The following is a 22089-nucleotide window of genomic DNA, read 5'->3' as shown; positions in this document are numbered from 1 at the left end:
CCTTTAAGCCTCCATCTGCTCATTATTCTCAGGGTAAACAATTAATGCTTCCATATAACAAATATATCCTTGCTTTTGTAAACACCCAATATCGAGTTCCCGACATAATTCGCTTTTCGCGTAAAAGTTTTTGATGACTACACAAGCAATGGCAGATAGATTATTATTTCATTTTCAAATCTTCAAATTAACCCATCTTCAAATCAGCCTTATTGCAGCAACAACTTCAAATTAATCCCAAAATTGGTAAATGATGTATTAAACGTTTGCGAAGTATAGGGTTTGGTAAGGTTTGAATCATAAAACAAATTCAGGTTAAAACGCTGATTGATCACATAATCAACAGATGGCCTTACGGTAATATTTTGCGCGCCCGATGAGATCTCGGCCGATTCAACATCAGCACGGTAAATGAGCGTTTTATTATCGCGCAATGAAAAATCGAGTTTAAAGTTCACGTCCTTATGCTGAATGCCTTCAAACCAGCCAAACGGAAAATGGAAATCTTTGGTGTGATAACCAAAGCCAAAAACAATGATCTTTTCATTTTGCTGTGCCAACTGGCTGTTAAGCATACTTAAGCTCAGCGAACGGCTTTGGCGATATTCGGCATTGGCGGTCATGCTGTTTTTGAAGCGTACGCTTGCACCCAGCAAAGGCACAAACTGCTCAAAAATGGTGACTTGCGAAAACTGGTACAACGGCAAGAAATCATTATTTAAATCGCGCGAAGTGGCAGCGCCGTTAGCCTCGCGATATTGCAGCAGCGAGGTAAAGCCGCTTACATTATATGATGAACGGTAACCATGGCTCAGATCAAACGAATCAAAAATATCCTGGAACCAGGAGATCTTACCTAAGCCATTGTATGTTACCTGCCAATTAGGAATAGGAATTTTTGGGAATTGCGACAGGTTACTGCCCGAAGCATTTTTACCTGCATATGCTGCCAGAAATGCCGGCACCAGCACATTTTGCGAATTTGGCCCGTAACCATCGGCATAGCCATCAGCAAGCCCTGCCGAATTTGGGTTGGTACGCCCTAATCTTTGCGATATCACAGCGCGGGCATCCAAAAATTTCTGAAAGGTAGATGAAACATTGTTTATCCCCTTTGCCGATTCAAATGCGGTACCGATGGTAAGGAACGATACACTGTAGTTACCCGATGTAACCGGGCTTAATGTTTCGATACTATTGCTTGATGCCAGGTATTTAAAATTGGCCTGGTAATTATGATCCTGGGTTTTAAATGCACTAAGCTCAATCCGCAGATCTTTAAATGGTTCAATAATACCCCTGAAGTGCATATCCTCGTTTAGCGATGTGGTATATAACTGATTTTGCAGGGTATCGGTGGTGATCCAGCCGTTGGCAACTGCTTTAGCCCGGATATCTGTTTGGCTGCCCAATAAAAAGCCTAACCCGGGGGCATTACCATCTGCACCAAAAAAGCCCGACTGCGGTAAGTATCCCGGTAAAAACGTTCCCTGGGTACGGGTATAGGTTGCGCTTAGGTTTTTAACACTGGTTAGCAGGCCGATCAGGATATTGCTCTTTTTATTGTTAGGGTTATTGGCCTTACGGATAAAAGGGAACTTGTTATACAGCGACACCATATTCAGGGTTGGGTTAAGCTGGATTGCCCTTGAGTTTTGAATACTGTTACCAACGTCATAAGCGGTACTGTTGATAGCAAACAGCGGCTGTGTTTGCCAGTTAAAGTGTGTACTGTAACGCGCTACTGCCGATATCCAATCCAATCCCGGAATTTTGTTAATAGGTACCGTATAATTAAAGTTGATAGTGTGGTTATAGTTAGTTGTACGGCCCAGCTTTTTCAGGTTATCCCAAAGGGTATCGCGCTTTAAACCATTGATCCGACCGGCGGGTTCATCCACAACCGAAAGATTGGTAGCGTCAATATCCATCTGTAATGATTTTGACAGGTTCCAGCCTATGCCGTATACACGGGTTATGTTGAAATACTTGTTGAATGTAGTTGTCGGGATAGGAATATAGTTATTAGGATCATTATCGCGCAGGGTATTCTCCGAATAAAAGCGGTTAAAATTGATACTGAAATTCAATCGTGATGGCAGCAAACTAAAGTTCAAATCGCGGAACAGGGCCAGCATATTGCTTTTGATGATCCTGGCAAATGGGCTGTAGTATTTGGGCTGATTGGTATAGTTATAAGCGAGTGTGAGATTATAGGTTTTTTCCACATCATTCTGCGTCACAAAATCATGATGATTGTATTCGGTGTAGGCATAAGTGGCATTAAAGTTTTCAATATCCCAAATATGATTGAGAGCGTTTTGGTTTGTACGTGCCTTATGTACGTTGGTAAAGTTGATGCTTTTGCGGGTGGTAATATCAATAGCCGCGTTCCTGATAGAGTCGCGCTCTTTGGTGCTCGTTGCCGCCGCCAGCGACGCCTTCAGCTCAACATCCGGCGCTCCGGGATCATATTGCGGCATGCTCCTTTGTGATGACAAATTGATGTATGCCGGGATATGGATGCCGCTTTTATCCGGAAAAAACTTGCCCAGCTCAACATTAGCCGATACGTCATAGGTTTGATCATCACTCTGGCTCCGGTCGTTCAGCCTTGAATCAAGGGTACCGAAACCAATGGTTGTTTTACTGCCGGATACGGTAATATCGGCAAAGTCGGCAAGCTTGGCATCAATCCTCGCAGTAGCGGCCCATCCCCCGCGCTGGTCAAAATCGGTAAGACGCAGCTCATCATACCAAACAGTTCCTGATTTATCCAACCCATCATCGGGCAAAACATTTGTGCCTTTATATGGATTGCGTACGCCAAGCATAATGGTACGCAGCTTGCTTAAATCGGGCTGGCCCTTGATATAAACTACCTTATCGCCCTCGGTATATTTAAAAAGCTGGTTGTAGGCCACGTTAGAGTGATTACGCGCAAGCTTTGCACGGATCAGCAAATCAAGCTCCAGGTCCATTTCATTAACATCCGGCCATATTGCTCCTGCGTCGCTGGTACCCGGCTGGGTTATTTTTAAAGGCAATTCGTATTCATAATAGTTATCCTGGTAATCAACCCCGAGGCGGATAAACGCGTTCAGGTCATTATCCTTCAAATAATCACCTTCGGCATGGATAAACATTTGCATGCGTTTGTATTTGCGCAGGTCATTATAAAAAGTACGAAAGGCGGCCCTTGAATATCCATCGCGCAGGCTTTTTATATTAAGAGACAGTGATTGCTCGTTGAGCTTGGTATTGGTTTGCAGGTTATTGTAATTACGCTGGCGGTTAATACCGGGCGGCACCACATAAGGTATAGGCGTGCGGTTACCGTTCTCTTCAATATTTACAGCCTGCACGTCGATGGTCGAATTATCTATCGGCGGGTTTTGGATAGCCGGATCGGCAATAACATTCAACGGATTTTTTTCGGTATTGAAAGCACGCCACTCGCCTCGCACCAGTTCCAGGGTCGCAAAACGAAGCACGGCGGTATCGGCAAAGTTGGTCATGAACATCCTCATAAAACGGATTGCCTTAAAATCCTGGATATTGCCCACTTTTGATTGATAATCTGAGATCGGGATGCGGAACTGGTACCAGTTAACTGCCTGGGTTGTACCGTTAGGCAGTTTTACCTGTGCGGTAACTTTATCGCTGATATAGTTTTGGCCAACAACCATATCGGCCGGGCGCATGGATACTTTATATTGAAAGTATGAATCTTCCTGGCTCATGTTGTTGTCCCGGTTAATATCCTCCCCATCGGGCAGGGATGTTGAAGCCGAGTTTTGCAAACCAAGTTCGGCCTGCGATTGCTGTGCTGTTTTCGAGTTACCGTCGGTACCGTTGTATTTACTGTAACGCTCAAGGATGCCGGCGCGGGCCTGATCAAGAGCCGGGCCCTGGTAATACTGATAATCATCGGATGAAGGGTCGGCAGCAATAGAAGTCGCGGCCTGCGCGTTCAGTTGTCCTTTTATCTGCTGAACAACCGGGGCAAATTTGGTTTGCTCATCCTGGTCGTTCATACCGTCCAAACCAACGTCCTGCAGTTTACGGGCATCGGGGTTGTTATCAAAAGCATTAATAACCGGCTGTAGTTTAGACACCCGCCCCCAGCTGGTTTCATCCACCTTGGTCAGGTCGCCGTCAACAGGCAAACCATTTTCCAGGCTTTTACGCCCATCCTTTAAAATATCTTCCGATAGCGAACCTAAGTTAAAATACAAATCACCGCCAGCAGAGTTTGGTTTGTATATGAACGGATCGAGCATCCAAAACTCGATGTAGGATACGTTCAACGATTCAAAATCATTTGTTTCCAACTTCCTGAACATACCCCCCCAGCGTGTTTTAGGGTTTTGCAAGGTACCGTCGGGATTAATACCTGTGGTAGCATAGTTGTACGGCCCACGGATAGTTGGATAAAAAGCCATGTTGAGCGTAGCCAAGCTAATCGGCTGCCCGGTAGCCGACTGCTTGTAAGGGAAAACTTCCTGCTCAATCACCTGCCTTACATAATGGTTGGAAAGCTCGCTTCTTGATATAGGGATGGAACCTGTATTGGTATAAAATATAGGGTCGATATTATAAAAAGCCAGCCGGGCACGGTTATAGCCATAGCTCAGGTTATCAAACAAAGCCGATTCGCCAAACAATTGCGGCGTTCCTGAAATTTGCCAGCTGTTAGCTCCTTTAATATCTATTACCGATTGACTGTTTTCAAAATCGTCAAGATAAGATGTGCCGTGTTTGGAGCCTGCAAAATTCAATGCACCGGGACTGCCTGGCATCAGTTTGGCAAACTCGCCATAAAAGTTAATGGACGATGGCACTTTGGTATGGATGCCGGGGATCTTATCAACCAGCCTGGTTAAAAACCGGGAGTTTGAACTGTAATTGGCATCAAACCCCCAAATGGTATTGGAGATGGATTCTTCGCCGGCAATTTCATTTTGGGTGATAGGCTGTTCGGTAAGGTGCATCAAAGTAGCACCCAACTGAAGCTTATCGCTGGCATGATAATCAAGCCTGGTACCGTATAATGACTTTTGCTGCACGCCGAACAATTCATTATTCTCCAGCTTTACGGTAATAGGCTGACCGGAAGATAACAGTGCCTGGTTCAGGATCCTGATCCGCCCGGCATTGTAGTCAACCGTATAATCGTTCCCTTCCTGCAACTTCACGGTACCCGCGGTTACGTTCACCGATCCCTGCGGAATGTTAACTGCATTTAGTTGATACTCTGAACCACCTGTTGAGGTATAAGTTCCCTTGATTACATACCTGTTTAATGCCGGGAAATATTGCTGTGCGATGGTTTTGGTTGAGTCATACAATGGCTGATAAACGTATCGTTTAACCAGGTCGGTCTCGCCCGGGGTAAATTTGGATGCCAGGTCCGAACCAAAAGGCTCCACCACCGGGAACGAGATCCGCCCGTTTTGCGAATCGATGGTGATTCCTTCTAAAAAGTCAAAATAGCCATCCGGCTTTTTATCGCTTTGCTGGTTGAGGTTATCAAGTCCTGCTACCTGGAGCCACAGCTTACCTTTTAGGTTTTGCCCCTCTTCCATTACCGTTTTTTCGATCCCCGTTTTATCATCAAGGCGGGTAACAGTTAACTTAAAATTGGTAGGGGCTATCTGAAAAGCACCGAGGGAGTAAATGTTTTTCATCATCAAATCCCAGGTAGGCAGGTTGGTTTTCAATAACTCGCCTTTCAGCAATTTCACAAAAAGCACATTAGGCGTATTTGGGTTAACGGCAACATCGCTGCTAAATTCACCCACCTGGTATTGCACACCATTAACAGTATACTGGTAAGCAACCGCCAGTACCTCATCATTATTTAAGGGATAATTTAGGGAGATGTAACCTAACTGCGGGTGCAGGGTATACTCCTTATCAGTAAGCTTGCGGGCGTAAGTTAGTTTTGAATAGTTATCCGTATTGCCCGATCCCTGGAAAAAGCTGGCCACATCATTGGAGTTGGTGAGCCTTGCATTTTGCGGCAAAACAGATAACAGATTGTTTGATTGCTGGGCAAAACCCGGCCCTTTAAAACCCGCGGGCAGGGCACTGCCGCCGCCCACAATCCTTGTTTTATTGTATGGGTTATTTTCACCAAGGTCCATGAAGGCCAATATATCGCGCGAATCGGTAGTTACGTTGGTACGATTGGTTGTCCAAACCTCAATTTTAGTAATGTTTACATTGGAGCTGATGATCGGGATATTGGCCAGCGCCCTATTATAATTATTCCTGAAATATTGCGACAGGAAGAAGTGTTTGTTGGCCTCATAATCGGCAGGCGTCAACCTAAACTCGCCCTGTTGCGAACCATTGGTAATGGTGATGGTTTTTGACTGTGAGCGTTGCTGCGAAAAGATACTGGTAACATCCAGCCGCCCGAATTTCAGCTTGGTTTTAACGCCAAAAAGCGCCTGACTACCGGTGATCAGTGTGGTATTAAGCGGCATACTAACCGTACCGGCTTCAATTTTCTGAATGATCTCGTCGGGCGAGCCTGTATAATCCAGCTTGATCTGGTTTTCAAACTGGAACTGCGCGTCGGTGTTGTAATTGGTGGTGATCTTTAACTTATCGCCTATGTTACCGGTTACGTTGAGTTGGATGCGCTGATCAAAATTAAAGTTAAACTGACTGCGCTGGCGGGTGTTAAAAAGCGGGTTTTGGTTTTTATTTATCTGCCCGGCCATGATCATTTCTGCTGATCCTTGCGGGCGGATATCAATCACCGAGCTGCCAAAGATCTGCTCAAACGTACGACTCCTGACCTTTATAGGCGGTATAAACCCCGGCTGCTGCGAATCATAGGCATAATTATCTGCCAGCTGCTGAAAATAGCCACGTTGGACCGATCGTTCTTTAAGTTTTAAATATTGCTCAAACGTAAGATACTGCGGGGGGCGGTAAAGTAAATTACCTACCCTTTCGTATAAAATATAACGGTTTGTGGCCGGATCATATTCAATGGTACGTACCAGGCCTGCCGGGTCGGTATTGAAAATACCTTCCCTCATCCGCTGGCTTCGTGGCGCGGTCAGGTTTATTGGTGCATTTGATTTGGTTGTATCATTTTTAGCCGAAGGCGAAGGCTTTTGTTGTGCATACACATTTCCCAGCCCCCCGAACACCACAATGAACAACACACTTATAAGTGTCTTATAAGTAAATACTTTGATCAAAAGTTAGTAGATATTTATCCGTAATTATAGCGTTTTTAACGCGAACTTAATTAGTTCTTCAACCGTTAATTCGCCATTATTTTTCTTGATCTCCTGGTCTAACACCTTTTCAGCAACGTTACGCGCAAAGCCCAGCATTACTAATGCTGATAGTGCTTCATCCTTAACCGTCTGGCTCACCGGCACAACAGTTAAGGTATCGGGGCCTTCCTTACGCAGCTTATCCTGCAGCTCCAAAATGATCCGCTGGGCCGATTTTGGCCCTATTCCTTTTATCCGCTGGATTAATGAAACATTACCGGTCACAATAGCCGCCTGGATCTCGGCCGGGCTTATGGACGATAACATCATCCTTGCCGTATTTGGCCCGATACCCGAAATGGAGATCAAATGTAAGAACAACCTGCGCTCGCCTTCTGTAGCAAAGCCGTAAAGCGTGTGCGCGTCCTCTTTTACGTGTAACCATGCAAAGAGTTTACATTTTTCGTCGTCACTAATGCCCGAATAGGTATTTACCGAAATATTAATATGATACCCTACCCCTCCCGCATCTATAACCACATACGACGGGCTTTTGAACATTAGTTTCCCACTAATATAATCATACATATATTATTACTTTATTAAGATTATTAAACAATGATGTTAATGGCAAACAGCCTTTACAGTGATTATCCAAAGATAAAATTCCGGCGTCATTATGTTCATATAATGACAAACAAAAAGCTGCGTTATACTCGCCTTAAAAGATAAAGACGCTAAGCATTTAAATACCAGCGTCTTTAGCCCCCTCTAAATCTCCCCCGGTAGGGGAGACTTTATGGAGATTTCTTAAAAGCCCTCCCTTCCGGGGAGGGTTTGGGTGGGGCTTACCGGGGGAGATTTAGAGGGGGCTTGGCTTATTTGGCTGCAGCTTTTGCCTGCGCATCGACCACCGCAATGGTAACCATATTTACAATTTCTCGTACCGAACTGCCTAACTGCAGCACATGCACGGGTTTCTTTAAGCCAACCAATATCGGTCCAACTGCTTCGGCACCGCCTATTTCCTGCAAAAGTTTATAGGCAATATTACCCGACTCCAGGTTAGGGAAAATCAGCGTATTGGCCGGTTTACCATTGAGCGTTGAGAACGGGAAGTTATCATCAAGCAAATCAGCGTTTAGCGCAAAGTTGGCCTGCATATCGCCGTCGACAACCATATCAGGATATTTTTCATGCAGTATCGCTACTGTTTCCCTGGTTTTTTCTGGTATCTCCCCTTCATTCGAACCAAAGTTGGAGTATGATAACACAGCCACCCTCGGGCTGATATTAAACTGTTTTACTGAGCGTTCAATCAGCACGGTAATATCAACCAAATCATTCACACACGGGTTTACGTTCACCGTAGTATCACCAAAAAATACAGGGCCTTTAGCCGTGATCATCATATACATGCCCGCAACACGGTTCACACCTTCTTCAGTACCGATAATTTGCAGGGCCGGTTTTACTGTGGTTACATAGTTTTTGGTTAAACCTGAGATCAGCGCATCGGCCCGGCCAAATTGTACCATACAAGCGCCGTAGTAGTTACGGTCTACCAATTGCTTTTTAGCCTCGTACAGGGTGATCCCCCTGCGCTGGCGTTTGTTATACAGAAACTCGGTGTACTCATCCATATGCTCGCAGCCTTCCCGCGGATCAATGATATGAACATCGCCCAAATCAAGGTCATTATCGTGGATGATCTTTTTGATCCTGTCGATATTGCCCAGCAAAATAGGGGTGGCAATACCTTCCTCTTTCACTATCTGTGCCGATCTTAAGATCTTATAATTATCAGCCTCGGCAAATACAACGCGCTTAGGGTTCTGTTTTGCTTTAGCGGTAAGGTTCCGCAGCAGCTTATCATTAGTACCCAGGCGCACCCTCAGCTCCTCTGCATACGCATCCCAATCGGTGATCACCTTACGGGCTACACCTGAAGCTATGGCTGCTTTTGCCACCGCCATGGATACCTCGGTGATCAACCTTTGGTCCATTGGTTTAGGGATGATGTAATCCTTACCAAATTTCAGGTTAGTAAGGTTATAAGCGAGGTTAACGGCTTCGGGAACCGGTTTTTTAGCCATTTCGGCAATGGCGTGCGTGGCGGCAATCTTCATTTCCTCGTTAATGGCAGTAGCCCTGACATCCAGCGCTCCTCGGAAAATGTAAGGGAAACCGAGCACGTTATTTACCTGGTTAGGAAAATCGGAACGGCCGGTTGCCATAATAATATCATCGCGTGTGCCGGCCGCAAGGTCATAATCAATTTCGGGCACCGGGTTGGCCATAGCAAAAACAATGGGCTTTTTAGCCATGGTTCTCAGCATATCGGGGGTTACCACATTACCTGCCGAAAGACCGACAAATACGTCGGCATTTTTCATAGCATCGGCCAGTGTTTTAACATCTTTGCGGCCAGTAGCAAACTCCATCCTGATCTCGTCAAGATCGGTGCGTTCCTGGTTGAGCACGCCATTGATATCAAACATCACCAGGTTCTCTTTTTTAACCCCTAATGACAGGTACATTTTTGAACAGGATACCGCGGCGGCGCCTGCACCGTTAACCACCATTTTTATTTTGTCGAGTTTTTTTCCCTGGATTTCGCAGGCGTTCATCAAAGCTGCGCCGGATATAATGGCGGTACCATGCTGATCATCATGCATTACGGGAATATTCATTTCGGCTTTTAGCCTGCGCTCAATTTCAAAGCAGGTTGGGGCCGAGATATCTTCTAAATTTACACCGCCAAAAGTAGGCTCAAGCGCTTTTACAATGTTTACAAAATCATCTACACTTTTGGCGTTCAGTTCAAGATCAAATACATCAATATCAGCATAGATCTTGAACAGGAGACCCTTACCCTCCATTACAGGCTTGCTGGCCTCAGGGCCGATGTTGCCCAGGCCAAGTACGGCAGTACCGTTGCTGATCACGGCTACAAGATTGCCTTTAGCGGTATATTTATAAACATCTTCGGTATTGTCAGCAATCTTTAAACATGGCTCAGCCACACCGGGTGAGTAGGCCATGGTTAAGTCGCGCTGCGAATTTGTTGGTTTGGTAGGTACAACTTGTATCTTTCCGGGACGGCCTTGCGAGTGGTAATTCAGCGCGTCCTGTTTTCGGTTAGTTTTATTCATTTTTTTCAAATTGAAGCGCCCAAAATTACAATTCTTTTTATGGAACAAACATAAAAAAGCCCCTTTTTGCGATTATGTTAAAAAGAGGATAAAATATGGTTAAAGTTTTGATAAGATGTGTTTAAAAGAACGGATTTGGCAATGTTCTATTTTTTCTTCTTTGCCTTTTCCATATTTTTCTGAACCCTGAACTTTACAATTTTGGTGATCAGATCGATGGGCATAGGCTCATCAAGCGGAAACTGAACCGAACCTTTTGCCCCTTTATAGCCCGAAAGTTCTTCTTTAAATTCTTCCAAACCCTGCGGTGCGGGATAAAAACCGATGTGATTTTTAAAACCGCCGAAGTGTACCAGGTTACCGTTAAGAATAAATGTTGGAATGGCGTATTTAATAGCTTCTTCGGCATCAGGCGCGGCCGCCCTGATGGTAGCACGTACCAATTGCAGTTTTTGTTGAACATCTACCGGGAAACCGGCTATGTATTCATCAATATTTTCCTTTGGCTTTTCCATGTTGATGAGTGGTTGGTTGAAATAAATCTACGAAAAAACATGTCATTGGGAGGAATCATCTCTTGCGCTCGTTTGCAACGAGTGCTTAATATGGTTTGGCGATTGCATCGCCAGTCGCGTTACAAACGCTAACCCAAGATAAGCACTCGTTGCAAACGAGCGCAAGTTAATGAGACATAACGGCTAAGCTGCTTTTGCCCCGGCGGCCAGAGGCCGCTTGATAGTTGCCACTCGCCATGATGCGAGCGGCGGCGAGGGGGGGGTAACAGGGTTAACACTTTTCGCAATTTGTCAATATAAAATCTTGATAATAAGATATATAATAAAAACAGGGATTACACTAACAATCCGCTAAAAGTACTTTGTTTGCGGTCGCTGTACCACTATAGCCATTAACCGGGCGGCGGTTGAAGAACTTACAATAGTATAAAAGACAAGTCCGAAAGCTGGATCTCAACTTTCGAACTTGCGGACTGCGGACTTCCCGACTAAAAATACCTTCGGATTTGCGGACATCGGAATCTCCGACTAAAAAAATTAATTCTTTGAATACTGACCGTCATCCTGCACGTTGGCAGCAACTTCCCCTGCCGATACCCTTAACATAGCCCCTATTGGTGCGCGGTTAGTTTTGAGATGGTTCCAAACTTTCAGATCGGAAACTTCACAACCAAACATATCAGCTATAGAAGCAAGTGTTTCGCCTCTCTTCACTTTATGATGGGTAGGGATTTTGCGTTCAGACTTAGCCGGCGTATATTGAACAGCAGCGTAAGCAGCCGGTTTAGGGGCGGCAGGAGCTATGGGGGTATTAACACCATTTAGCACGTTATACAAAGCAGCGTAATTATCTTTGGCGGTTTGGGGGATGATAAGCCTGCGTGGCGTTTTTTCACTGCCATTAACAACAGCCATCCGGTATGACGGGTTAAGGATGGTGATCTCCCTTAAACTAACATCAAGTGCCTGGGCAACATTGCTCAAAGGAACAACTCTTTTAACCATTACCGTATCGGTGCGGGTAGAGAAGTTGCAAGCCTGTGCAACGATGTTATGCTTATTAAAATAATGCATCACATAATTCATGGCGATGAAAGCCGGCACATAACCGCGGGTTTCAACAGGCAGGTACTGGCGGATGCTCCAGAAATCGGTTACGCCACCTGCTTTTTCAACGGCGCGTTCCACATTGCTTTTACCGCAATTATATGAGGCAATGGCCAGTAGCCAGTCGCCAAATTCCTGGTAGGCATCCTTCAGATAGGCAGCCGCGGCATAGCTCGACTGGATAGGGTCACGGCGTTCATCAACATAGTTATCCATGTTTAAGCCATAAGTTTTTGCTGTGGTACCCATAAACTGCCAAAGACCTGTGGCCCCTACCCTTGATACCGCGTTTGGATCAAGCTTTGATTCCACAATCGACAGGAATTTTATTTCTTCGGGGATCCCGGCTTCGCGGAAAGCCTTTTCGTAAATGGGGAAGTAATATTTGGTTAAGCCTGCCACCTGGCCCATTTCTTCGCGGTTGTGCATATACAGGTCGATATAAGCCTGCACATATTCATTATAATCAAGTTGGATATCCTTGCGGATGGAATCTAACCTGCGCTTGTACAAACCGCCGTATGTACTTAACGGCAACGACTGATTAAGCACCGGTAAAATAGTAGTGTCGGCGTTTACAATATCGGGGTTAAATTTGGTTACCCGGTTTATTTGCTTAATTGACTTTGCCGAATTGGTTGTGTTTGTTTCGGCTTGTAAAACTTGGAGTGATAAGAGGCAAATGGTCAGCGTAAATAATCTCTTCATTTATTCAGGGATTTGATTAATTTATAATGCCCAAAGCATCAGCATTTTACTAAAATATCATTTTTTTATTACAGATCGAGAAAATATTTGGCAAAATCTAACAGTTGCTGTTCGCCAAAGTGCTTTGTTAATAACTGTAAACCTAACGGCAAACCGTTGCTGTTATTGCCCGTAGGTATTGATATGGCCGGCACGCCGGTTAATGAGGCTTGTACGGTAAATATGTCAGAAAGATACATTACCACCGGATCTTTCTCTTCCTTACCTATGTTAAAAGCCGGTTCGGGCGCGGTAGGCACCAGTATAAAATCATACTCTTCCAGTATCTGGTTAGTTTTTTCCTGTATCAACCTGCGTACTTTTTGTGCTTTTGCATAGTAGGCATCGTAATAACCCGCGCTCAAAACAAAAGTGCCCAGCATAATACGGCGCTTTACTTCTTTACCAAAACCTTCAGAACGGGAACGTTTATAAGTAGACTGTAAATCTGTAGCCAGCGGACTGCGATAACCGTAATGCACACCATCGTACCTTGCCAGGTTTGATGACGCTTCGGCCATGGCCAGGATATAATAGGTTGGTACCAGGTATTCCAGCAGTTCAAAAGCTATCGGGGTAACTGTATGCCCGTCGGCACGCAGCTTATCAATATATTGTACAAGGTTGTCTTTTACTTCGGTGTCAACACCGGGGCTTGATATGGCTTCCTGCAGGTAAGCTATCTTCTTTTTTCCCGGCTTTTGAAGATTAGTATATGATTCAGGCGGCGGAGTTTGTGATAACGTACTGTCATATTCATCCGGACCGGCGAGTACTTCCAGCAATAACGCAGCATCTTCTACCGATTTAGTGATAGGGCCAACCTGGTCAAACGAGGAAGCATAGGCGATAATACCATGCCTTGAAATTGTGCCGTATGTTGGTTTTAAACCAACAACACCGCAAAATGAAGCCGGTTGCCTTACCGAACCACCCGTATCCGTACCTAAAGCGGCATGGCACATCCCTGCTTGTACGGCCACAGCCGAACCACCCGACGAACCGCCTGCAACTTTAGTTTCATCGGCATGGTTTTTTACCGGGCCAAAGTATGATGATTCGTTGGTGGCACCCATAGCAAATTCATCGCAGTTACAGCGCCCAATGATCACCGCGTCTTCGGCCAAGAGGCGTTCAACCACGGTTGACGAAAAGATGGAAGTGAAACCGGTTAAGATTTTTGAGGAGGCACTAACCTGGTGCCCTTTATAGCAGATATTATCTTTAATGCCGATAACCATACCGGCTAATTTGCCGCCGGTGCCATTCTTTATTTTGTTGTCAACGTTTTTTGCAGCAATCAGCGCTTCATCGGCAAACACTTCATTAAAAGCGTTTAAATGAGCATTTTTTTCAATTTCAAGCAAATAGCCCTTTACAAGACCTTCAACAGTAATTTCTGCACGTTGCAACCCGCTCTTTATTTCGGTTAAAGAGGAATAAATATTAGCCATGGGGCTAAAATAAAAAACTTATCCGTTGAAATAAGAAATAAATCAACAGATAAGTTCATATACTCGATAAAAATGGCATTAAAACCTAATCCCTGTTAGGGTATTAAGCTTTTTTTTCTTCAGATGAAGAAGATGAGCCATCGCTGTTTTGCGCGTCTTTAAATTCCTTAACGCCTTTCCCTAAGCCTCTCATTAATTCAGGTATTTTTTTACCGCCGAATAATAAAAGTATCGCAATGATGATCAGAATAATTTCTGGTGCGCCTAATCCACCCATGATTTTAAGTTTTATGTATGATTAATATTATATTATGATTTGTATTCTTCTTCTTTTTCGGTATCCAGATGGCTACCGGTAATGGTCTTATCTAAATTGATATGACTTTGGTGTTCTGGCTCGGCCGGGGTATTTACATGATAATCACTGATAGCGATTGTATTTGGAACAATATTTTCAACAACCGGTTTTTCGTGCTCAGCTGCAGCTTCAGGAGCTTCTGAAGCTTTTTCATCTAAAAGCGGCTTTTCTTCTTCTACTTTAGGTGCAGGCTTTTTTTCCTCGTAATTATTGATTTGGTTATTGATCTCACGTTTAACATCTTCAGAGGCATCTTTAAAGTCGCGGATACCTTTACCCAGGCTCCGTGCCAGGCCGGGCAGTTTTTCGCCGCCAAATAGCATCAATGCTGCAAAAAGTATCAGTACCATCTCGCCCGTACCAATATTTAAAAATAACAAAACTGAACTTAACATAGCATTCTGTTTAAGGATACAAATATATACAATTAAAATTTCTTATAGTTCATAACTAATTAGTTAGGCGCCAGCCAGATCTTGGGGTTAACCGGTGTTGTTCCTTTATAAATTTCAAAGTGCGCCTCCGTTTCTCCTGTCGATGGATCGGTTGCCACCGTGCCGATAGCTTGTTTGGTACTCACTTTTTGCCCACGAGCAACAGTTACCGACCGTAAATTACTGTAAGCTGTAAAATACTCCCCATGCAATATAATTACCAAATAGGTCCCACTTACATCTCCCACTTTTACAACCGTACCATCAAATACAGCCCTTACGGTGCTGCCTTGGTTAGTACGGATATCAACACCTGTACTTTCACTCCTGATACCCTCAGGCGTGGTATAGGTACCAAATCCCTGGGTAATTATTCCGTTGGATACCGGCCATGGCAAACCACCGCGATTACCCAAAAAGTCGTTCGATAGCTTAGCGGCCTCGGGTGTGGCATTCAATACACTTGATGTACTGCGCGCGGCAGCCGGCTTAGCCGGAGCTGGTGCAACAGGCGCGGGCTTATTTTCGGCCTTTGCTTTGGCTGCGGCCAGTCTTGCGGCTTCTTCAGCCCTGCGTCTTTCTTCTTCAGCAGCCCTGCGCCTGGCTTCCTCAATTTCCCTACGGATAGCTTCGTTAATAGCGCGGTTTGTTTTTACTATCTTAGCCTGCAGATCTTTTTGCTGTTTCTTCAGGATCCCCTCATGCTGTGACAGATCGCTTACTACTTTAACCTGGTTATTACGTTCATTACCCAGTGTTTCTTTTTCTTTTTGCTGATCCTTTAAAAGATCATTCTTTTCGTCCTTGGTCCGGTCAAGCTCATTAATTTTAACATGCAGCTCCTTCTGTGTACCTTGTATATAGGCGGCCTGCCGCTCACGGTAGGTACCAAACTGCTGTAAATATTTTAAACGCTTATAGGCCTGGTTAAAGTCTTTTGATGCAAAAAGGAACATCATTTTATTATATGCACTCTGATTGCGGTATGCAAACAGGATCATAGCCGCGTATTCCTTTTTAAGCTGATCCAACTGCGACTGTAAACTACGTACGTTATTACTACTCTCAGAGATTTGGTTATCCAATAATCTTACTTCAGAGTTGATATTTTCTATTTTTTCCTGCCGCAGGTTTATCTGTGCCTTCAGTATGCTTAGCTGCTTTAATGAAGCCTTTTTATTATTTAAAGTTTCATTGTAATCTTCATTTAATTGTTCAAGCTCTTTATTCAGCTGTGCTTTACGACGTTTCAGTTCGTCACTGCTTTGTGCGTGTACATTAACTGCTGCCAGTACCAATAATAAAAAGAAAACTGCTTTTATAAACTTCATCAAATAAACATATTAATTATTTGCCAGGCTCGTACCCGTCAGGAATGCTGAACGGATAGTTTTGCTGTACTTCAAAATCGGCCTTAGTATAATGCAAATTAACTTGTATTTTTTTATCTTTTACTACTGATGCGATATCTATTTGTGCCGGCAACACCCTGTTTGTTGCTTCGATAAAGGTATTATTGGTAACCTGTAACGATTGCGCCTGGCGCTGGTTATCTAAATTGGTTTGCGTAACCTTATTATCCGGACCAAGTATCAGCTTGTAAACCAGATCATTCAGGGTACCGCTTAAAGTTGTATTGCCATCGGCATGGTCAATAGTGGCCTGCTCATTAACCAACTCGGGCACCGCGTTGCCAATCAGCAATGACTCGAGCGTTTTATAATTAACCTCTTTGCTGGCGTAAGTATATATATAGCTGAATGGCTTTTTAATGTAAACGCTTTGCAGGCGGTTAATGATCATAATGCTGTCGGGTGTTATTACAGCACGGGCCGCTTCAATGCCTAATACTGCCGTAATAGAAACCCAGATCCTTTTATCTTTTGCTATCCTGATATTCAGGGTAACATCGTTGCTGTTATTATTGATACTAAGCTTGGTTTTTGCCTTGCCCGCAAACGTTGTAAAATTTACCTGGTTTGCCCTTATGGCAGCCAGTTTGCCGGCAATATCACTCGTCCTTGCGGTCGAATCTGCCTTACGGGTAACCAAAACTTGTTTACGCGCTTTACAGCTTACCATTACCAGCAGGCAGCAAGCTATAAGTAAACTATTCGCTATATTTTTTTTCATTTATCTTACGATCTAAAACTGGTGACTGCTCACCAAAGCCTTTCGCCTTTTTCCAGTTAGTTACGGCCGCATCGGTATTCCCAAGGAAAAACAATATATCGCCATAATGTTCATACTTAACCCCGCTATTGTCTTTATCATGCGTCAGGGCTTTCTCCATCCATTCTTTTGCCTGGGTATATTTTTTTTGTTTAAACAGGATCCAGGCATAAGTATCTTCAAACGATGCTGTATTAGGCTGCAACTCGTTGGAATGTGCCGACATTGCTGCCGCCTTTTCCAGCTGCTCATTCCTTAACGATAAATAATAAGCATAATTGTTTAAAGTAAATGCGTTATCCGGATTGTAGGTTAAAGCTTTCTCATAACTTTCGTCAGAACTTTTAATATTCTTCAACTCATGATAGCAATCGCCCAATAATGAAAAACTTAACGAAAGTAGCTCCTTATCCTGAAGTTCTAATGAAGTAGCGTTTTTAAGATAACCAACCGCTTTATTGTTATCCTTTTTTTGTGCCCAGGCCACACCAACAAGATAGTTCATCCAGGCCTGGTTCGGGAATAATGACAATGCGTTTTCACCATCTTTAATAGCGGCGTCAAGGTCATTGTCGCTTAAATCCAGGCGCACCAGCTGTTCCTGAACATTGTATACCTGGTTATTAAGCTGGGCCGATTTTTTAAGTACCGGCTTTGCCTCTTTATACTTGGTATTCTGGATCAGCATATCACCATAAATGGCATAAGCCCTGGCGTCGTTAGGATGGGCAACGGTCAGGATCCGGCTTAATTCAAGCGCGCTGGCCTTAGCATTAGCATCCGGAAACTTAGGAAAGTATCCCGATATAATATTAATTTTTTGATCGATGCCGATATCCGGAATGGCAAATCCCTGGGTAAGCTCATTAAAGCTGGCTTCGTTGTTCTTTTTATCGCGATAGATATCGGCCAGCGCGAAGTGCACCATACCATTTCGCGGATCAAGCTTTTCGGCTTGCTGCAATACTTTAAGCGCCTTATCGGCAAACCCGTTCGAGTTGTAAACCTCGCCAAGGGCCAGGTAGTAACGGGTCTCCCCGGGATTAGCGGCTATCTGCTTTTCCAGTTCGGAAGTGGCCTGGTCAATTTTGCCCTGCTTTAAATAGATCTTTTGACGATTGGCTAAAAGATCATCACTCGGGCCGTTCAGTTTTTCAATCTCGTCATATACCTTAAGGGCATCATCGTACCTTTTCAGGATGGTGAAAGCATTGGCCTTGTCAAAATAATACGCTGATTTATCCGGGTTAAGCCTGATCAGCTGGTTAAAAACATTTTCAAGCTTATCAATAGTATTGGTTTTTTCATAGCTATCGGCCAATGCTGCCCAATACCATTCGTTATCCTTATTTATTGCTACAGCCTGCTCTAAAAGAGGCTCAGAAGCTGCAAAATCATTTTGCTGCCTTTTAAGGTTTGCCAGTTCATATAAGGAAGCATCATTTGCAGGGTCGGCCTGTAAAACGCGCTCAAACATTTCGGTGGCAAGCTTATAGTTCTCAACCGTTTTTTCGCGCAGGGCCGAAAAGAAAAGCTGCTTAACCATAGCGCTGTCCTGATAACTCATCACCTTACCTGCCGATGCCAGTGTTTTATTATCGCCGTTCTTTTTATGCTGAGCCTGAGAATTTAGAGGCAAGATGGCAAGAGGCAAGAATAAAGACGCAAGAAAAGGCGCAGAAAACAGGTGTGTTTTCCGTGTACTTTCTAATTTAATATTGCTTTTATCAATCTTCATTCGTCTTGTTTCCTGACTCTAATGGTCTTGACTATATTTCTTTCTTGCTTCCTGACTCTTATAGTCCTGACTCTAATTACTTCCCTGTGTGTCCGTAGCCGCCTTCGCCCCTTTGGGTTTCGTTCAGTACTTCTACCTGCTCCCAGTTAACACGCTCGTGTTTGGCAACTACCATCTGGGCTATCCTGTCGCCGGTATTGACCTCAAAATCTTCTGTCGAGAAATTGATGAGCAATACCTTGATCTCTCCGCGATAATCAGCATCAATGGTACCCGGCGAATTAACAATACCAATACCATGCTTAAATGCCAGACCGCTTCGCGGGCGGATTTGCGCTTCGAAACCCTCGGGCAATTCAATATATAAACCTGTTGGAATGAGTTTACGTTCCATTGGTTTAAGTACTACCGTAGTCTCTACATCGGCACGCAGGTCCATGCCTGCCGCATGAGCAGTTTCATAAGCCGGTAAACTATTTTTTGATTTGTTAATTATGCGGATGATCATCGTTTAAATATAGCTTTTAACTCCTTGCGTTCAAAGTAATACGCCCCGGCCGCAAATAAAAGTAAAAGCCCGTTACCAACAAAAATATTACGATTAAATACCGTGAACGACAGAAAAACAAACAATACCGAGACAATTATATACGCGAGGTTCTTTTTTAGGTTATACGGGATGGGGTAATTTTTTTGCCCCCACAGGTACGAGAGCACCATCATGGTAGCATAGGCCACAAACGAGATCCACGCCGAAGCCATATAGCTGTATTTAGGAATGAGCAGCCAGTTTAAAATAACGGTTAATACCGCTCCTATCCCAGATATATATAAGCCATACCGGGTTTGGTCAGACAATTTATACCACACCGAAAGATTCATATAAATACCAAGGCTCAGATAACCGAACAATAAAGGCGGTACAACGCCAAGGCCCTGCCAAAACGGATTGTAAACTATATGATGTTTCACCTCATGCGTTTCTTTTCCTACTATAACAGTAGCCAGTATATCAACATTGGCAATGAGTGCTACACATATAACGGCCACCATAATTACAAAGTAGGTCATGATGCGGGCATAAGTTTCGCCCGAGTTTTTGTTTTTTGCATGGCTGAAGAAAAACGGTTCGGCGCCTAACCTGAAGGCCTGCACGAAAATACTCAGGAATAATGCAATCTTGGCGCAGGTGCCATAAATGCCCACATGCGTATCGGCAATACTTTGGGGCAGCATTTGCTTCAGCATCACTTTATCCAATGACTCATTAATGATGAACGATATATTGGCTATCAATATAGGCCAGCTGTATGCAAACATTTCGCTTAACATGGCACCGTCAAACTTCAGCTTCATTTGCAATATCTCGGGCAATAGCAATAATATGGTAAGCCCGCTTGCTATTGCGTTAGCTAAAAATACATATCCTACCCAATTGGGCCTGTACCAACCTGCCATCCACGCTCCGGATGGCAAATGGTGATTTATTATAAACGGAACGCCGAACAGAAAAAACAAATTGAGCATCAATACAAGGCCGATGTTTGAGCATTTGATAATGGCGTATTTTATGGGGCGGCCTTCTGCCCTGATACGGGCAAAAGGGATTACGCAAAAAGCATCAAGCACTAAAATTACAAGGAAGCACTTTACGTAAAAAGTATAGTCGGCATGATCTTTAGTGACGCCGGCCTGCATGTAATTGACAATAGGATTTAAAAATAGCACACAAAAAACCAGGAATATTACTGATACCATTATAACAACACCAAACGCGTTATTATAAACCTGCTGTTTGTTATCCGACCGTTTTTGCAGGTACCTGAAATAGGTAGTTTCCATACCAAAAGCCAAAATGGCGTTAATGATAGAAGCACTTCCATATACCGATGTAAAAACGCCATTAGCACTTACCGGCAGGGTACGCGTATAAATTGGCGTTAAAACAAAGTAGATCATCCGGGAAATGATAGTACTCAGACCATATATAGCAGTTTGCCCGGCGAATTTTTTTATAGTAGACAATGGAGATATTCGATTTAATGAGTTTGTGTTTAATTACAAACGCCTTTTAACAACCTCAAAATTACGATAGTTTTTCAATTCGCCTTCATGGCTTTCAACGGCATTTACCTCTGCATCCTGAGGGCCCTCGTTACACCATTCAAGAAACATATCAAGAAATGTGTCATCAGCCTCGGCTTCGATATACACATCACCGTTGGGCTCATTCAATACAAAACCGCGTACACCAAGCTGATCGGCAACCGCTTTGGTTGATTTACGGTAAAAAACACCCTGCACTTTGCCTTTAACTGTAATATTGAGATGTTTGATCATTAGATTTGACAGGTATTAAATTAAGAGCTGAAAGCGGAATGCTCAAAGCTTAAAGCTAACAACCCTACTGGTGCAAAGGTAACTTTTTTCCGGCTAAGCAACCTGTTTTACTTAACAAGCGTAATTACTACAAAACGCATTACATTTTATTTTGATTGATATAACTCTAAAAATCTATTTTATGAAAAAAATTATTTTTTCTGCCCTGATCATTGCTTTTACAGCCTTTTCGGCATTCGCTATTTTTGGCAACTGGAAAGTGAAAGGCGATGAAGCCCAGGTAACTTTTGAAGGCCACAGGGTAAGCGGTTCATTCGGCGGTTTAAAGGCCGATATCACATTTGATAAAGACCATCCCGAACAAGCTAAAATTTCGGCAACTATTGATGTTACAACCGCAGCCACGGGCTTTTTTATTAAAACCAGCCACGTAAAATCGGCCCTGGGCGCCGACGATTATCCAACCATCAGGTTCGAATCAACCTCGGTGTCAAAAAGCGGTAACGGTTACGTAGCCAGCGGAAAGCTAACAATGAAAGGCAAAACCAATCCCGAAGCCATCCATTTTACGTTTGATGAAAAAGGCAGCGAGGGTGTGTTTAAAGGCGATTTTAAAGTACAACCTCCCAAATATGGTATCGACAGAAGCGGCACACCGCCCGAAGTTACAATTCATTTGACAGTGCCGGTAAGTAAAGGATGATATCTGCACGAATCCCTGTATAGCTTACTTATAATTTAATCGAATTACACGAATGTTTCCTTTACGTTATTCGTGTAATTCGATCTGATTCGTGAAAATTAGTGTCAATTTATATCAGTTTC

General features: G+C 43.8%; 15 protein-coding genes. 1 reads left to right on the top strand and 14 read right to left on the bottom strand.

Translation table 11 applies throughout. The annotated features are described in order from the left end of the window. Positions 1-209: 209 nt before the first annotated feature. The 14 genes from sprA to BLP33_RS24960 form a co-directional block, all read right to left on the bottom strand. Positions 210-7223: a T9SS outer membrane translocon Sov/SprA gene (gene sprA / locus BLP33_RS25025; protein WP_254780270.1), complete on the bottom strand. Its 7014-nt coding sequence runs from the start codon at positions 7221-7223 to the stop codon at positions 210-212. Between the two features lie 24 nt (positions 7224-7247). Further along, positions 7248-7832, bottom strand: a complete 585-nt coding sequence (gene ruvA / locus BLP33_RS25020; protein ID WP_090534345.1) for a Holliday junction branch migration protein RuvA — start codon at positions 7830-7832, stop codon at positions 7248-7250. 290 nt (positions 7833-8122) lie between these two features. Further along, on the bottom strand, positions 8123-10399 hold the full coding sequence (locus BLP33_RS25015) for an NADP-dependent malic enzyme (RefSeq protein ID WP_090534343.1): 2277 nt from the start codon (positions 10397-10399) through the stop codon (positions 8123-8125). 146 nt (positions 10400-10545) lie between these two features. Further along, on the bottom strand, positions 10546-10914 hold the full coding sequence (locus BLP33_RS25010; protein ID WP_090534341.1) for an iron chaperone: 369 nt from the start codon (positions 10912-10914) through the stop codon (positions 10546-10548). Between the two features lie 537 nt (positions 10915-11451). After that, positions 11452-12729 (bottom strand): lytic transglycosylase domain-containing protein, encoded by a 1278-nt coding sequence (locus BLP33_RS25005; RefSeq protein ID WP_090534339.1) that lies wholly within the window; start codon positions 12727-12729, stop codon positions 11452-11454. Between the two features lie 68 nt (positions 12730-12797). Further along, the gene (gatA, locus tag BLP33_RS25000; RefSeq protein WP_090534338.1) at positions 12798-14222 is read right to left on the bottom strand and encodes an Asp-tRNA(Asn)/Glu-tRNA(Gln) amidotransferase subunit GatA; all 1425 of its coding nucleotides are present in this window, start codon (positions 14220-14222) and stop codon (positions 12798-12800) included. 103 nt (positions 14223-14325) lie between these two features. Beyond that, entirely contained in the window at positions 14326-14499 is a 174-nt protein-coding gene (locus BLP33_RS24995; RefSeq protein WP_175490113.1) for a Sec-independent protein translocase subunit TatA/TatB, read from the bottom strand. Positions 14500-14531: 32 nt separating this feature from the next. Further along, entirely contained in the window at positions 14532-14975 is a 444-nt protein-coding gene (locus tag BLP33_RS24990; protein WP_090534334.1) for a Sec-independent protein translocase subunit TatA/TatB, read from the bottom strand. Between the two features lie 59 nt (positions 14976-15034). Further along, positions 15035-16345 (bottom strand): murein hydrolase activator EnvC family protein, encoded by a 1311-nt coding sequence (locus tag BLP33_RS24985; RefSeq protein ID WP_090534332.1) that lies wholly within the window; start codon positions 16343-16345, stop codon positions 15035-15037. Between the two features lie 16 nt (positions 16346-16361). Then, the gene (locus tag BLP33_RS24980; RefSeq protein ID WP_090534330.1) at positions 16362-17147 is read right to left on the bottom strand and encodes a lipoprotein insertase outer membrane protein LolB1; all 786 of its coding nucleotides are present in this window, start codon (positions 17145-17147) and stop codon (positions 16362-16364) included. Beyond that, positions 17125-18825: a tetratricopeptide repeat protein gene (locus BLP33_RS24975; protein WP_175490112.1), complete on the bottom strand. Its 1701-nt coding sequence runs from the start codon at positions 18823-18825 to the stop codon at positions 17125-17127. Before BLP33_RS24975 ends, BLP33_RS24980 begins: the two co-directional genes overlap by 23 nt. A 175-nt stretch (positions 18826-19000) precedes the next feature. Continuing rightward, positions 19001-19432, bottom strand: coding sequence for a dUTP diphosphatase (dut, locus tag BLP33_RS24970; protein ID WP_090534327.1), 432 nt, complete (start codon positions 19430-19432; stop codon positions 19001-19003). After that, positions 19429-20949: an oligosaccharide flippase family protein gene (locus BLP33_RS24965; protein WP_090534325.1), complete on the bottom strand. Its 1521-nt coding sequence runs from the start codon at positions 20947-20949 to the stop codon at positions 19429-19431. Before BLP33_RS24965 ends, dut begins: the two co-directional genes overlap by 4 nt. Before the next feature lie 33 nt (positions 20950-20982). After that, on the bottom strand, positions 20983-21261 hold the full coding sequence (locus BLP33_RS24960; RefSeq protein ID WP_090534455.1) for an acylphosphatase: 279 nt from the start codon (positions 21259-21261) through the stop codon (positions 20983-20985). Between the two features lie 184 nt (positions 21262-21445). On the opposite strand from BLP33_RS24960, the gene BLP33_RS24955 reads away from it, so the two are divergent. Continuing rightward, positions 21446-21967: a YceI family protein gene (locus tag BLP33_RS24955; protein WP_090534323.1), complete on the top strand. Its 522-nt coding sequence runs from the start codon at positions 21446-21448 to the stop codon at positions 21965-21967. Positions 21968-22089 lie beyond the last annotated feature (122 nt).

This window comes from Mucilaginibacter sp. NFR10 (assembly GCF_900100445.1).
Classification (GTDB): Bacteria; Bacteroidota; Bacteroidia; order Sphingobacteriales; family Sphingobacteriaceae; genus Mucilaginibacter; species Mucilaginibacter rubeus.
Note: the sequence above shows the minus strand (reverse complement) of the source record. Positions and strands in the feature narration are given on the sequence as shown.

Coding starts and splice junctions, on each gene's coding strand:
- ruvA (WP_090534345.1), bottom strand. CDS start 7,832: ATGTATGATTATATTAGTGGGAAACTAATGTTCAAAAGCCCGTCGTAT.
- BLP33_RS25015 (WP_090534343.1), bottom strand. CDS start 10,399: ATGAATAAAACTAACCGAAAACAGGACGCGCTGAATTACCACTCGCAA.
- BLP33_RS25010 (WP_090534341.1), bottom strand. CDS start 10,914: ATGGAAAAGCCAAAGGAAAATATTGATGAATACATAGCCGGTTTCCCG.
- BLP33_RS25005 (WP_090534339.1), bottom strand. CDS start 12,729: ATGAAGAGATTATTTACGCTGACCATTTGCCTCTTATCACTCCAAGTT.
- gatA (WP_090534338.1), bottom strand. CDS start 14,222: ATGGCTAATATTTATTCCTCTTTAACCGAAATAAAGAGCGGGTTGCAA.
- BLP33_RS24995 (WP_175490113.1), bottom strand. CDS start 14,499: ATGGGTGGATTAGGCGCACCAGAAATTATTCTGATCATCATTGCGATA.
- BLP33_RS24990 (WP_090534334.1), bottom strand. CDS start 14,975: ATGTTAAGTTCAGTTTTGTTATTTTTAAATATTGGTACGGGCGAGATG.
- BLP33_RS24985 (WP_090534332.1), bottom strand. CDS start 16,345: ATGAAGTTTATAAAAGCAGTTTTCTTTTTATTATTGGTACTGGCAGCA.
- BLP33_RS24980 (WP_090534330.1), bottom strand. CDS start 17,147: ATGAAAAAAAATATAGCGAATAGTTTACTTATAGCTTGCTGCCTGCTG.
- dut (WP_090534327.1), bottom strand. CDS start 19,432: ATGATCATCCGCATAATTAACAAATCAAAAAATAGTTTACCGGCTTAT.
- BLP33_RS24955 (WP_090534323.1), top strand. CDS start 21,446: ATGAAAAAAATTATTTTTTCTGCCCTGATCATTGCTTTTACAGCCTTT.